Genomic DNA, 14,840 nt, shown 5'->3' with positions numbered 1-14,840 from the left:
TCAGAAATTATAATGCGAGCAATTTTAAATGTCGCTTAGCTTTTGAGCCTCTAGTGTTTTAGCTGAATTGGTTTGAAACTTTTTCCGCTTTTCTGTTTTCAGAATAATCATAGAAACCTTCCCCAGATTTTACTCCGAGTTTTCCTGCGTGTACCATATTTGTTAATAGTGGACATGCAGCATATTTAGGATTTTTGAAACCATTGTACATCACCTCAAGGATAGAATGACACACATCCAGTCCTATAAAATCTGCTAACTGTAATGGTCCCATTGGATGAGCCATTCCTAGTTTCATCACGGTATCTATCTCATAAACGCCAGCAACCCCAGTGTATAAGGTCTCAATAGCTTCGTTGATCATTGGCATAAGAATTCTATTTGCCACAAAACCAGGATAATCATTAACCTCTACAGGGCTCTTTCCAAGTTTCTCTGAAAGATTCATTATGGTTTTAGTAACCTTATCACTGGTATTGTATCCTCTTATGATCTCAACCAATTTCATCACCGGCACCGGATTCATAAAGTGCATTCCAATTACCCGAGATGGATTAGAGATCTTTGATGCGATCTGTGTAATAGAGATCGACGAAGTGTTAGTAGCAAGAATAGTATCTTCATCACAATTAGAATCTAATTGTTCGAAGATCTTCAATTTTAGATCTTCATTTTCTGTAGCAGCTTCTACTACCAGAGAAACATTTTTTACTCCTGAAGGGATATCAATGAAAGTCTGAATATTTTTTAAAGTTGCTTTTTTATCAGCTTCTGTAATCTTTTCTTTAGCAAGCATTCTATCCAGATTCTTAGAAATAGTATCCAATCCTTTTTGAAGACTTTCCTTAGAAATATCTATTAAATTTACTTGGTATCCGCTTTGTGCAAAAGTATGGGCAATTCCGTTACCCATTGTTCCTGCTCCAATTACTGCTATATTTTTCATACTATATTTTTTATTTTTTAAAACTTTCTATCACCATGTTAGCCACTTTCAAGGCTTCTGCCCCTTGTTCTAAGCTTACAACAGGTTCTGTATTATTGTTTATTGCTTGTGCAAAAGATTCCAACTCGTCTAAAATGGCGTTGTTGGTATCTATAGTAGGATTCTCAAAATAGATCTGTTTTTTCACTCCTTCCGCATTCTGAAGGATCATAGCAAAATCATCTGGATCTTTAGGCGCATCCTTCATCTTAACCACTTCACATTTACGCTCAAGAAAATCTACAGAAATATATGCATCACGCTGAAAGAAGCGCGCTTTTCTCATATTCTTAAGAGATATTCGGCTTGCTGTTAAATTGGCAACACATCCATTTTCAAATTGAATTCTGGCATTCGCAATATCCGGGGTTTCGCTAATTACCGAAACACCACTGGCAGATACATTTTTCACCTTAGACTTTACAACACTCAAGATCACATCTATATCATGAATCATAAGATCCAACACCACCGGCACATCTGTACCGCGCGGATTGAACTCTGCCAATCTATGTGCTTCTATAAACATCGGTTGTCCAATTTTATCTTTAACCGCAGTAAATGCCGGATTAAAACGTTCTACATGACCAACCTGCCCTTTAACCTTATGTTTTTTAGCCAAACTGATCAATTCTTCAGCCTCTTCATAGGTGGAGGTGATAGGTTTTTCTACAAAAAGATGTTTTCCGGCAGTGATCGCTTTTTTAGCGGTTTCAAAGTGAGTGATAGTAGGGGTTACCACATCTATCATGTCTACAGCTTCTATAAGAGCTTCAGCAGAATCGAAACTTTTGTATCCAAATTCGTCTTCTATCTCTTTGGCTCTTTGCTTATCTCCGTCATAAAATCCTATTAAGTCATATTCCGAAGATTGCTGGAGCAGTTTTAAATGGATCTTCCCCAAATGTCCTGCACCAAATACACCAGCTTTTAGCATGTTTTTACGTTTTCAACAAAAATAGCATTTCTTCGCATAAAGCCAATACCATTTTGAGTGTAAATGATTTAGTACAATCGTTAAATAATAATTAAAACTTAGCTTGAAGCCTTGGCTTAGATTGTTTAATTTTATGCCATAATTGGAATTTATTAAGTTGAAGGATACATTTAGACATAAGGGGAAAAGGCAACAATTGGCAGCAATTGTAGAGGCAAAAGGGGTGAAGGATAAGAAGGTTTTGGCTGCAATCAATAAGATCCCTAGACATCTCTTTATGGATAGTAGTTTTGAAGATCATGCCTACCAAGATAAGGCATTTCCCATAGCTGCAGATCAAACTATTTCTCAACCTTATACTGTAGCTTTTCAAACCGAATTATTGGAGATCAAAAAGGGAGATAGCGTTCTGGAAATTGGTACAGGAAGTGGCTATCAAACCGCCGTTTTATGTGAATTAGGGGCGAAGGTTTATAGTATAGAACGCCAGCGAGAATTATATAGAAAAACCAAGGTATTTTTATCTAAAATTGGCTACAGACCCAAATATTTGAGTTTTGGAGATGGGTACAAGGGATTAGACGAGTATGCACCTTATGATAAGATTATAGTGACCGCCGGTGCACCTTATGTTCCAAATCCATTACTAGCTCAATTAAAAATAGGTGGACGCTTAGTGATCCCGGTAGGTGAAGATGTGCAGGTAATGACCCTTTTTGTGAGAAAGTCTGCCAAGGAATTCGAGAAGAAAGAATTTGGTGACTTTAGATTTGTTCCTCTTTTGGAGGATAAAAATTAAATCCTCATTGAGGGTTACTATTCTAATAGCATCTCGTAATCCTGTTCCGATAGCTATCGGAATTGTTTCTGGGTCTTTATTTTTTTATATTCATTTACTGTTTTATGAGATTCCTCCTTCGTCGGAATGACAAGTTTCTTGTGTTGTCATTCTGAAAGTAGCGTAGCGCATTGAAGAATCTCAAGGAATCAGAATTAAAGTATGCTGGAGATTCCTCCTTCGTCGGAATGACAAGTTTCTCATGTTGTCATTCTGAACGCAATGTAATGAAGTGAAGAATCTCAAAGAAAATCTTTCTTACTCAAATATCCCCAAGAATTTAAGTCCGAAAATAAAAGCAGCTTCTGTTTTTCCTTGATAATTAGAGACTACATAGTCCAGTCTCAATAACCTATATTTCCCAAATCCTAAATTGTCTATCCCCACAGAAAACTCTGTGTAGGCTTTGTTATTTTCTATAGACAGCGCATGTGCTCCAAGAATTAAATTATAATTTAATTTATTTATCAAGGGAAGTTTCCCAAGGATCCAACCTTGAAAATCCTGTTCGGCGTGCATTTCCAAATAGTTGTTTTTGGTGCTAAGCTTATAATAAGGCAATAAATTGAATTTATTCAGATAACTACCACTTCCAATTCGGGTCTGATTGCCATTAAAGTGCTGGTAATCTAAATATGCTATCTCATTATCATTCAAAAATGCACCACCCTTTAGTGTATATCCAAAATTCCCTTTATTACCTAGTTTTATGTTTTGGGTAATAGCTGCGCGAACTTGATCGAAACTATATTCAGAAATATCACTTCCAAAACCTTTTTCGTAAGCTAGCCATAAAGTTGGAAATTTGTTAGAAGCAACATTTACCTTGCTATCCGGATAACTCAAATATTTCTGTGCAAAATCTATTCTTCCGGAAATATTGATTTTGAAAATATGATGATCTTCGAACGGCACACTTCCAAAATTTTCTGGCTGTAACGGATTATTGGAGGTGTAGGCGATATCATCTTGATTTATCCAGGAATTATCACTGGTATTAAATAATGCGTTTCGTTGCTGATAGCTAACATCTGAAAACAAACGGAATCCGTTAAAAAGCTCTTGCTGATAGGAGATTTCAGCAAACTGTTTTTCGTATAATTTCAAATAATTTCGTTCGAAGAACAAACTAGTAATATCATTTATTCTTTCAGAAATTGGAAGCGTAGGATTTATTTGCGCAGTTTCTACCCCAGCTTCCAGGTTTAAAATGGGTTTGGAGATATTGTTGAACTTCTTCTGAAAACCTGCTTTTATTCGAAAACGATCATCACTAAAACCATAATTCATCTTGGAATAGATTCTCCAATATTTCCCAAAATTATCATCTTGGTTCTTTCTATAAGAGACATCTAAAGAGGTGTTATATCCCTGAACTGTATTGTAATGAGTTCCAAACAATGGCGACGAGATATTAAATCGTTGCTTTTTATAAGAGTTCCCATAGCTATAGCCAAAAAGCAGATCGGAAATAGAAAACTTATTTTGAGCGGTATCTACAGAATCCAGATATTTTTTAGAACTTTTTAATTCTTGGAGACTATCCTTCTTTACATAATCTGTAAGTTCTTCAGCAGTTAAAGGTACGGGCCTTATTTTATTCCAGTATAAAGAATCTTTTTTATTGGCTTCTTCAGCAAAACTCAAAACCTCTCTGGTAAAAGTTCTTTTTTCAAATTGAGGTTCAAAATTATAATTGCTATAAACCGCAGTAAATCTTCCATCACCACCAATACCAAACATCGAAAAGCTAAAATCTACCGCCTGACTTATCTTGATCCAGAATTTATTTTCTTCAGAATATTTAAAGTTTTGAGTAAAAGTGAGTTCCTCTATTGGGGCCACTTGGATTGCTTGTCCCGTAGTTTTTAATTCTGTACCAAAGATCTGCCATGTATCTTCTACAATATAAATAAAACCGCTAAAAACACGATCCTTGGGACGTTTAGGAGTTACGAGAATCTTATTGATGAGCTGTGCCTCATTATCATAAAAGACACCTTCCAATTTATAATCGTAATAGTTAAAGGCATAATCGGCAATGGGAGAGACGATCTCTGCATTGATGTTTATAGTATTGTTATAAAAAGAGAAATCAGATTCTTCAGCAGAATTTAAGCTGAAGCCATTGTCATTTCCACTTACTTTGGAGGCTATTATTTTCTCTTTAAAATCATCTGGAGCACGAAAAGTGATTTCAGAAATAGTTTCGCTTAAATAAATAATTCCGCTCCGGGTAGAATCTAAACCGCCACCCAGATCTCCCAATTCTTGACCCAGGATCTTTTCTGGTGCATTTTTAATTCGCCATAAACCACGGGAATAATAATTGGCTGTGTATTGTTCTAATTTTGCGAGGTTTTCCTTTCGGCTTGCGATGGCATTTCTAATAATTCTATCAGCAGGATTATCTTTAGAGTTAATAGTTACTTCATCCAGATTGGTTGTTTCTGAAGTTAATTGGACATCTAATTGAAAAGGGAATTTATCTACAACTATCTTTTTTTTGAGGGTTTGATAGCCTAGAAATTGAAAAACTAATTCGTATTCGCCAGTTTTAGATAGACGGAGCTCAAAAATTCCATCTTCATTTGTGGTGGTTCCCTGTGTACCATCTTCAGTATAAATATTCACATAGGGGAGTGGAAGGTCGTTAATATCCCTAACAGTACCGGTAACTTGCGCGAATGTAAATTGAGAAATAAGTAAAAGAAACAGGAGAGATTTTAAGCTACCATTCATAAACAGAGGTTTTAACACTGCAAAATAGCTAAATAAAAGGAATGAGTATGGGGCTTAATTAAAGTCTTTTTTAATTCTATCTAGTCTGCGTTTGCTATCCCTATCCTTGATTGTTTCCCGTTTGTCGTATAACTTTTTACCTTTTGCTAAGGTGATCTTAAGTTTTGCAATACCACGATCGTTGATAAAGAGTCTGATAGGAATAATTGTTAATCCAGAATTCTTAACGTTTTTCTCCAGACTTTTAAGTTCCCGTTTTTGCATAAGCAGTTTACGCTCACTTTTGGGGTTATGGTTAAAGTGTGTGGCATGAGAATATTCTTCTACATGCATATTTATTACAAAGAGTTCGTTATTCTGGAATTCACAAAAACTTTCGGTAATAGATGCTTTCCCCATACGAATTGCTTTGATCTCTGTCCCTGCAAGTTTTATTCCTGCTACATAGGTTTCCAGAAATTCATATTCAAATTTCGCTTTACGGTTCTTTATGTTGATGGTATTCTTCATAGAGGCACAAAAATAGGAAGGTTTCTTTAGAAATTCCTATAATGATTTTGTAAAGTTTTAAGATTGACCTATTCTAATTAATTCGAGAAGAATTATTTAAGGTGTAAGGAGTTAGGTGAAATGTAGTCTTAGAATGTTGATATACTAGATTATAAAATGTCTATTGTGTTAATTTTTTTATCTTAGCGCCTACTTTAACTATACTATGAGATACCTTTTAATATTTGCCTTACTTGTGCTATTTGCTTCCTGCCAGAATGAAAAAGAGCAGTTTTCTGCAGACGAGATCATCAATAAAACTATAGCTACCGCGGGTGGTGATACTTACAAAAAAGCAACGATCGACTTTAAATTTCGAGAAAATAAATATAAGAGTGTTCGTAATGGTGGGGAATTCCTTTTAGAGCGAGAAATTAAAGACTCTTTAGATACCATTCGGGATGTAGTTAGCAACACCGGATACCAGCGATTTTTGAATGATAGTTTAATTACCGTACCAGACAGTATGATGGTTAAATATATTAGTAGTGTAAATTCTGTGCATTATTTTGCACACTTACCTTACGGTTTAAATGATAAAGCTGTTAATAAGGAATTGGTGGGAGATGCAGAAATTAATGGAATGCCTTATTACCAATTAAAAGTTACTTTTAGTCAGAACGGTGGAGGTACAGATCATCATGATGAGTTTTTATATTGGATCCATAAAGAGAATTTTACTATAGATTATCTTGCTTATAAGTTTCATATCAATGAAGGTGGGCTTCGTTTTAGAGAGGCTTATAATCCACGTGTGATCGAAGGAATTAGGTTTGTAGATTATAAAAATTATACTCAAGAAGATTTTAATACAGACCTATGTCAACTTGATGAATTGTTTGAAGAAGGTAAATTGAAATTGCTGTCTAATATTGAGACTGAAGATGTTAAGGTGATTCTGAAGAAATCTTAGGATCAGTTTCCCCGAAAATATTCATTAAGATATTATGCATAAGGTTCTATAGAGACGAGATATAACCATTATTAACTAAGTCCATCTTTTCTGAAATCTCTATTTTATGTCCATCTTTAAGAAGAAAATTTGCATTGGTGATGTCTAAAACATCATGGTAATAATGATCTGTTACAATAATCCCTTTGGTTTGGTTTAGATTACGTAAAAGTTCTTTAAGAAGCTCTTTGTAAAGAGGCTCCAACATAGAAAAGGGTTCATCTAGCATTATAAATGGATGCTCCAAAGAACCTACCAGCAATGTTTCCAGATATCTTAATTGGCCCATGGAAAGCTGCCCTATTTTAAGATGATCGAATTTTGAAACTCCGGGAGCATAAAAGACTTTGTTCTGTTTTTCTTCATCATCGCAAAAAAGAGCAATGATACCTCTAACCTTCGTACTCTTTGGCAAAAAACTGTCTTGCGGCAGATAACCAATAAGTTGACGTGGAATTATTTCATTTGCTTCAATAATTTCTGAATCAAATTTTATTTGGATGTGGTTTGCAGGCAAGGTGCCAAATATCATCTTTAAAAGCGAGGATTTCCCGCTACCATTTCTTCCGAAGACGCCCAGAATATCTCCTGTTTTCAGCTCAAAGGAAATGTTCTCTAGAATTCTTTTTTTACCAAAGGATTTATAAGCTCCGCTTATTTCTAAAAGATGATCCATAATTTATATAAATAAAGCGATTATTAGTAGCGGGATGCCAACAATAAGATTGAGTATCCAGACTATTTTAAGCAACTTCAATTTATTAAAACCAAGATTGTAATAAAGATTGTATTCATTGTTTTTAAAATATTTAAAGGCAAAACGACCTACAAAAACTCCAAGAGAGCAAAACATGAAGATGCCCCAATACCTATTAAATAGGTGCATGATAAATATAGAAAAGATCAAATTCACGATGTTAATATCTATATAATAGCTCCAGATTGCTCTTACATTCATTCCCTAGATATTTTAGAAATTAAATTGGTTTGATGAAGTTATGACTTTTTTATTTCTCAGATTCCTTTTTGAATACGATGTAGAGGATTCAAACTTCCAAATTCCAGGAAATTTGGATTATAAATAGCATGCTGCAAGAAGTGTAATGGCTCTGGAAAGCTAAAAAAAAAGTTAGGTAAGAACTGTAATTATAAAGATCATTAATTTTAGTTTAAAGACGAGGATCCAAACAATTTTAGACACTTTGACGACTATGGGTTTATCCCATAACCGCCTAATATTTTTATTTCCTTAACTTTTTCAGGTGGAGCAGCAAATAGGCAAGAAGCTTGAGAAATAAGCTCTTTTACTCCAATAACAGATAAAGAATTTTCATGATCTTCTCTAGAATCCCATATTTCTGTGGTCCATACAGTGTCTGGTTCGTCTTCATCTAAACTCACTAAATATAATTGACAGCCTTTTGCCCTTGAAACTAATTCTGAAGCTTTCAATAATACAGAAGACAATTTCTGTCTGTTATCTTCAGTAGATTTGAATTTTACGCTAAGTCCGTATTTATACATAATATTTTTTTTAGCAGGGTTAGATTAATTATAATGAAGACAAGATATAACAAATTTTATAATCATATGTTATATGTAATTCTTGCTTTATATTTTGTTATAAAATTTAATTTAATCCTATCCTAATGTAAGCATATGATCTTTTTATCTTAGATTCATAAACATCAATCCATTCTTTTCAGCTCATTTACGAAGCTAGTTCGTCAATTAGCTCAAATGGAATTTGTTCTGGTTTTTTAATCTAATACAGCTTTTTCCCATATCGAGGTATAATTTACTATGCTTGGGAAATTCACTTACAAACCAATCTAATAAGTCTTTATTCGCATAAATCCCTAAGTGATAAAATGCTATGATTTTTTTTTGTGAAGGAATGTCACGTCCTGAAATAGCGATACACTAAAAAGTTAGTGTAATGAAAACATCAGAAAACCAAGGGTATGTGAAGCGCACCCAAAAAGATTATTCAGTTTCCTTCAAACTGCAAGTAGTCCAAGAAATTGAGTCCGGAGAGCTAGGAAGAACAGAAGCCTGTCATAAATATGGTATTCAGGCTAAATCCACAATTAAGGAATGGCTTAGAAAATATGGTAACTTTGATTGGGAGAACCAATCAAAAATAACCGTGGCAAAAACACCTGAACAAAGAATCCTGGAACTAGAGTCAAAAGTAAAGCTGCTAGAAAAGCAGAAAGCAAGAGCAGAATACCTCGCAGAACGAGCGGATAAGAAGGTAATTATCTTCGATATGCTAGTGGATATGGCTGAAAAAGAATATGACATCCAAATCAGAAAAAATTACACACCCGAGTTATCAAATGTTTCAAAGAAGAACAAAAAGAGACCATAATCTCTTCCTGTGAATTACTCGGGGTGAATAGACAGGTATATTACAGAGCACTAAAATCAAAGAAGAACAGGGAGCTAATAGCCCAGCAGGTTATTAGCTTGGTGCGCTCTATAAGGAATTTAATGCCTAGGTTGGGCACAAGAAAACTATATCACATGCTCAGGGTTGAACTGAGTAATATCAATGTGGGAAGAGATAAACTATTTAGAATTCTAAAGGCCAACCACATGCTCATAACTCCCAAAAAGCGCTATCACATAACAACAGACTCCCATCACAGGTTCAGAAAGCATAAAAATATTGTAAATGAGATTGAATTTATACGTCCGGAACAGGTCTGGGTAAGCGATATAACATATACGGGAAATAGGAAAAACCCATCGTATCTTGCCCTGATCACAGATTCTTACTCAAAGAAGATAATGGGATATGATGTATCGGCCAGTCTCGAAGTGGGAGGTTCTCTAAGAGCTCTTGAAATGGCGTTGAAAGAAAGAAGTTATGCAAACAAACCTCTGATACATCACTCAGACAGAGGTTTGCAGTATTGCTCAAATGAATACCAACAAATACTAAAAGACAAACTCGTAAGTACAAGTATGACCGAAAAGTATGACCCCTACGAGAATGCAATTGCCGAGCGTGTAAATGGAATTTTAAAACAAGAATTTGCAATAGCAGCTTACGACACTGACTTATCAACGAAAAAATTGTTAGTTAAAAATGCTATAAATCTTTACAACTCGCTGAGACCTCATTTGTCGAACCATATGCTCACACCAGATAAAATGCACAAACAACAAAAACTAAAAAGAAAACAATACAAATCAAAAAAGCTGAACAATGAAGTCATTGTTCAGCTTTAATTAATAAATTTAATCCTTTAATAATCTGTATCGATTATTTAGGACTAGACAGAATATTAATAAATGGCAGAGGAAGTTTTGGAGTACAATACTATTGAAAACCCTATCTAAAAGACGCACAAGCTGATCTGTAACGTTTACTTAACTGTTCATATTTAGTAATGACAAAAAAGATTGAATTTTTTGAGATGTCTCTGCTTATAATTTTAGAGTACTAAAATGGGATTTCTAAAAACCCTTATTAAAACAATTTAACTTTCATTTTCTTATACTCGCTGAGATCCAATACATCTCCTATAAAAAATTCACCTTTCACTTTTAAGTATGGTTTTGCTACCTTTTTTGGTAGATCGAAGATCAATGTAGTGGTTTCTTCAGATTTAGGGTAGGTGTGATATTCATTTTGCCATTCAAAGGGTTCTAATTCATTGAGTTTAATTTGAAGTTTTTTATTGTTGTTATAAATATTACCCTTAGAATCTACTATATATGCAATAGAGTTTTTCCAAGTATGTTTTAAAACCTCGTCATTATTAATTACTTTAAATTTTACTACATATCTTTTGGTATATTCATCTACAGATAAAACCTCGAAACCTGTCACTAAATATACAAAGTTGTCATGATGGATTTTTTCATTCAAACCAATTTCGAGATGCTCAGATCCATTCTTGCAGGAAAGTGATAATCCCATTATTAGTAGCAAAAAAATAAGAGGTGATTTAAGGCTATTCATACTTAGAGGATTATCATTTACAGTATTGTGAATTTTATTTAAATAAATATAGGGTAGTTTTTTAGGCTTGTCGTTCTAAAATGAGAATTTCAAGTATTATAGGGATAGATATGATGATTATAACTTAAAAATACAAAAAACGGACATTAAGTACAATTTAATTATCAGTGCACCTGCAGATAAAATTTAATTGTTATCTCTATACTTTCAGTCCGAATAATTAAATGACCGGCTATAATTTCTTTCGATTCTAAAAAAGAATCACCTGTTTCGTTTTTTTGATCTTTAGCTTCATATAAACCTCAAGAATCTCACAAATCTTGACCCCCGATATAATTTTATCTTAGCTATACTACCCACAACTTGTAATTTGTCATAATGGTCTTCGATATGTTGCGACACACATGCTTGATTTCATTTGCTTTATAGATCAATCAAAATAATTAACTATAACTTACTTTAAATCAAGTATTTACAAATTTAATAATATAGTCATATTATATAGAGAGGAAACATACTTATATTTTTAATTTCGCATTTAGTAGCTACTTTTTACAATTAATTTACAGTATTTTTGCAAAATATTAACAATCATAACACAACATCAAAAAATTAAAAATGAAACGGAATTTACTTTTATTTGTAACCGCTCTTTTTCTGGGTTTTACTGGGTTTTCTCAAGTAACTACAGCAGAGATTAGCGGTATTATTTATGAAGATCAAAATTTGGTGCTTCCTGGAGCCAATGTAAAAGCTGTGCATACCCCAACAGGTACTGTTTATGGAGCGGTAACAAATTTTGACGGAAGATTTAACATGTTAAACTTAAGAATTGGTGGTCCATATACGATCACAGTAAGTTTTGTTGGATTTAAAGAGTATATATTAAAAGATGTAGATCTTAGACTTGGACAAACATTTAATATGGATGTTATCATGACTGCAGATGCAACTTCTTTAGATGCTGTAGTTATTAATAGTGCAAAAAACACAGTGATTAATAGTGATCGTACTGGAGCAGAAACTAACATAGGGAGCAGAGAATTAAAAACATTACCTTCTATTACAAGATCTGCTGCCGATTTTTACCGATTAGAACCAACTGCTTCCAGCAATGGGTCTTTTGGAGGTAGAAACGACCAGTTTAACAACTTTAGTTTAGATGGTTCTATCTTTAATAACCCATTTGGGCTAGATGCTGCAACGCCAGGAGGACAAACCAATGCACAGCCGGTATCTTTAGATGCGATTGAGCAAATTCAGGTTTCTACTGCACCTTACGATGTTACTCAGGCTGGTTTTACAGGAGCTTCTGTAAATGCGGTAACTAAGAGTGGTACGAACGATTGGAAAGGAACGGTTTATGGTTTTTATAGAAACCAGGATTTAACTGGAAGTAAAGTTGAAGGAGATGAAATTATTGTTCCGGACCTTACTCAAGCCCAATATGGATTAAGCGTTGGAGGACCAATTATTGAAAACAAATTGTTCGTTTTCGGGAATTTCGAAAAAGATGATAGAGAAGATCTTGGATCAAACTTTTTAGCAGCTAGACCTGGATTAACAGGCTCTAATGTTTCTAGAGTTACTGCAGACGATCTAGATTTTGTTTCTACTCAATTAGGAACTTTAGGATACGAAACAGGTGCTTATGAAGGTTATACTCATAAAACAGAATCTACTAAAGGACTTTTTAAACTGGACTGGAACGTTTCAGATAAACATCGTGTAGCTTTTATTTATAACTTTTTAAATGCTTCAAGAGATTTGCCAGCAAACAGAGAGGCTATTGGACGCAGAGGACCAGATCTAACAACTTTACAGTTTAGAAATTCCGGATACAGGATCAATAACAAGATTAACTCTTTCTTAGTTGAATTGAATTCGAATTTTTCTGGAAACATCACTAACAAATTTCAAGCAGGATATACTAGATTTGAAGATAGTAGAGATCCGTTTTCTGCTCCGGCACCTCCAATAAACATTCAGGAAGATGGAGTTCGATATATAGTTGCAGGGCATGAGCCTTTCTCGATCAACAATAAATTAGATCAGAAGGTTTATCAAATTACTAACAACCTAAACTTCATTCTTGGAAACCACACGATCACTTTAGGAGCTAGTTTTGAAAGATTTGAATTTGATAATTCTTTTAATTTAGGAGCCTATGATTTTGGTGGAAATGCTGATGCAGGTCAAGGCCCGATAAGTACTTTCTTTGATGCTTTTACGAGTGTTAGAGATGGAGCTGGAAGTTTTCAGGAAGCTGTAAATAATGGAACAATTGCAGCAGCACTTGCAAATGCTCAAAATGTTTTTGATAACAACAATGCAAATGACTCATGGGCTTTAGCTGAAACAAATGTTGGACAATTAGCATTTTATGCTCAGGACAAATGGAAAGCTACAGATAAATTTACCTTGACTTACGGATTAAGAGTAGATCAACCTTTATATTTTGATACTCAGGATAAAATCCAAGAAAATATTGATAGAGCGGCTGGAGGAACTTTTCCTGACGGGAACTACCAACCAGGTATTACTTATTTCAATGAGAATGGAGCAGAAACTAAATTAAGCAGTTTGGAACTTCCTTCTAAAAAATTATTATTCTCCCCAAGATTAGGTTTTAACTATGATGTTCGAGGAAATAAGACACTTCAAGTACGAGGTGGAACAGGGATCTTTACAGGTCGTTTACCATTTGTATGGATTGGAAACCAAGTGGCAAATCCTAACTTCTTCTTTTACACTACTTCTGCACCAGACTTCCAATTTCCACAGGTTTGGAGAAGTAATCTAGGATTAGATTATAAGTTTGAAAATGGTATCCTTGCCACTACAGATATTATCTATACAAGAGATGTTAATTCTCAAATGGTTAGAAACTACGGTTTAGCAACGCCAACAGGAACTCTAAATGGAGCAGATAATAGAATAGTTTATTTGAATTCTGATAGAGCGGTAAACGAATTTGGTGGAATTACCAATGCTTATGTATTCTCTAATACAGATGTTGGTTACTCATTTAACTGGTCTTTTAAATTACAAAAGAATTTTAGTAATGGATTGTTTGCTACTATAGCTTACAACTATTTAGAGTCTGAAGATGCAAGTTCGTTGGATGCTGAAATTTCTAGTGATGCTTACGACAGAAACCCTGCAATTGGAAACGTGAATAGAGCGGTAAGTTCTACTTCTCGTTATGGAGACAAACACAGAATTGTTGGACAACTGAACAAGTCTTTCAGTTATGGTGAAAATAAACAATGGAGAACATCTTTTGGAGCATTTTACGAATATGCTCAAGGTGGTAGATTCTCTTATACTTATTCAGGAGACATCAACAATGACGGGTCTGTATTAAATGACTTGATCTATATTCCAACACAATCTGATCTTTCAGGATATAACTTTACTGGAACTGATGCAGAGCAAGAAGCACAAAGAGCGGCTTTCGAATCTTATATTCAGCAAGATGAATACCTAAGAGATAGAAGAGGAGATTATGCAGAGAAATATGCTGTAATAAGCCCATGGAGAGGACGATGGGATGTGAAGTTCTTACAGGATTACGACTTTAAAGTTGGTAATGGTACAAATACGATTCAGTTGAGTTTAGATGTTTTAAACTTCGGAAACTTAATTAATTCTGATTGGGGAGTTATTGAAATTCCTGTGAACGATCAGCCTCTCGGTGTTTCTGTAGACCAAACTAATACTCCGGTATATAGTTTTGATCCATCTCAGAAAAACACTTTTGCTAACGACTTTAGTTTAGATTCTAGATGGCAAATGCAAGTTGGTCTTAGATATATTTTCTAAGCTCCTTCAAAATTATAAGCATAAAAAAACTGCTCC

At 34.4% G+C, this 14,840-nt stretch carries 13 protein-coding genes; 5 read left to right on the top strand and 8 right to left on the bottom strand.

Annotation, left to right across the window (positions count from 1 at the left end; genetic code table 11):
* Positions 1-58: 58 nt before the first annotated feature.
* Positions 59-946 (bottom strand): 3-hydroxyacyl-CoA dehydrogenase family protein, encoded by an 888-nt coding sequence (locus ES724_RS05990; RefSeq protein WP_146930916.1) that lies wholly within the window; start codon positions 944-946, stop codon positions 59-61.
* A gap of 10 nt (positions 947-956) precedes the next feature.
* Positions 957-1,922 (bottom strand): Gfo/Idh/MocA family protein, encoded by a 966-nt coding sequence (locus tag ES724_RS05985; protein ID WP_146930913.1) that lies wholly within the window; start codon positions 1,920-1,922, stop codon positions 957-959.
* Between the two features lie 157 nt (positions 1,923-2,079).
* Here ES724_RS05985 and ES724_RS05980 point away from each other — a divergent pair, with 157 nt between their 5' ends.
* Entirely contained in the window at positions 2,080-2,721 is a 642-nt protein-coding gene (locus ES724_RS05980; protein ID WP_146930910.1) for a protein-L-isoaspartate(D-aspartate) O-methyltransferase, read from the top strand.
* Between the two features lie 297 nt (positions 2,722-3,018).
* Here ES724_RS05980 and ES724_RS05975 read toward each other — a convergent pair whose 3' ends face one another.
* Together ES724_RS05975 and smpB are read right to left on the bottom strand one after the other, a co-directional pair.
* Complete coding sequence (locus tag ES724_RS05975) at positions 3,019-5,502, bottom strand: DUF5686 and carboxypeptidase regulatory-like domain-containing protein (RefSeq protein ID WP_146930908.1); 2,484 nt, start codon at positions 5,500-5,502, stop codon at positions 3,019-3,021.
* A 54-nt stretch (positions 5,503-5,556) separates the two neighbouring features.
* A complete protein-coding gene (smpB, locus tag ES724_RS05970) occupies positions 5,557-6,012 on the bottom strand; it encodes an SsrA-binding protein SmpB (RefSeq protein ID WP_026837954.1) in 456 nt (151 codons plus the stop codon).
* A gap of 205 nt (positions 6,013-6,217) precedes the next feature.
* On the opposite strand from smpB, the gene ES724_RS05965 reads away from it, so the two are divergent.
* Positions 6,218-6,964 (top strand): DUF6503 family protein, encoded by a 747-nt coding sequence (locus tag ES724_RS05965; RefSeq protein WP_146930905.1) that lies wholly within the window; start codon positions 6,218-6,220, stop codon positions 6,962-6,964.
* 46 nt (positions 6,965-7,010) lie between these two features.
* On the opposite strand, the gene ES724_RS05960 is transcribed toward ES724_RS05965, so the two are convergent.
* The 3 genes from ES724_RS05960 to ES724_RS05950 all read right to left on the bottom strand — a co-directional run bounded on the left by ES724_RS05960 (position 7,011) and on the right by ES724_RS05950 (position 8,527).
* On the bottom strand, positions 7,011-7,679 hold the full coding sequence (locus ES724_RS05960; protein WP_146930902.1) for an ATP-binding cassette domain-containing protein: 669 nt from the start codon (positions 7,677-7,679) through the stop codon (positions 7,011-7,013).
* Positions 7,680-7,682: 3 nt separating this feature from the next.
* Positions 7,683-7,961, bottom strand: coding sequence for a hypothetical protein (locus tag ES724_RS05955; protein ID WP_026837956.1), 279 nt, complete (start codon positions 7,959-7,961; stop codon positions 7,683-7,685).
* A gap of 251 nt (positions 7,962-8,212) precedes the next feature.
* Complete coding sequence (locus ES724_RS05950) at positions 8,213-8,527, bottom strand: putative quinol monooxygenase (protein WP_146930899.1); 315 nt, start codon at positions 8,525-8,527, stop codon at positions 8,213-8,215.
* Between the two features lie 415 nt (positions 8,528-8,942).
* On the opposite strand from ES724_RS05950, the gene ES724_RS16600 reads away from it, so the two are divergent.
* On the top strand, positions 8,943-9,377 hold the full coding sequence (locus tag ES724_RS16600) for a helix-turn-helix domain-containing protein (RefSeq protein ID WP_211362748.1): 435 nt from the start codon (positions 8,943-8,945) through the stop codon (positions 9,375-9,377).
* A gap of 23 nt (positions 9,378-9,400) precedes the next feature.
* Complete coding sequence (locus ES724_RS16595) at positions 9,401-10,243, top strand: IS3 family transposase (protein ID WP_211362747.1); 843 nt, start codon at positions 9,401-9,403, stop codon at positions 10,241-10,243.
* Positions 10,244-10,484: 241 nt separating this feature from the next.
* Here ES724_RS16595 and ES724_RS05935 read toward each other — a convergent pair whose 3' ends face one another.
* The gene (locus ES724_RS05935; protein ID WP_146930896.1) at positions 10,485-10,937 is read right to left on the bottom strand and encodes a hypothetical protein; all 453 of its coding nucleotides are present in this window, start codon (positions 10,935-10,937) and stop codon (positions 10,485-10,487) included.
* Positions 10,938-11,597: 660 nt separating this feature from the next.
* On the opposite strand from ES724_RS05935, the gene ES724_RS05930 reads away from it, so the two are divergent.
* Positions 11,598-14,804 carry a TonB-dependent receptor gene (locus ES724_RS05930; RefSeq protein WP_146930893.1) on the top strand — a complete coding sequence of 1,069 codons (3,207 nt, stop codon included), beginning with the start codon at positions 11,598-11,600 and terminating at the stop codon, positions 14,802-14,804.
* The last annotated feature ends 36 nt before the right edge of the window (positions 14,805-14,840 follow it).

The organism is Gillisia hiemivivida (assembly GCF_007997295.1).
Lineage (GTDB): Bacteria > Bacteroidota > Bacteroidia > Flavobacteriales > Flavobacteriaceae > Gillisia > Gillisia hiemivivida.
The sequence above is the reverse complement of the archived record's forward strand: the minus strand, read 5'-3'. Positions and strand labels throughout refer to the sequence as shown.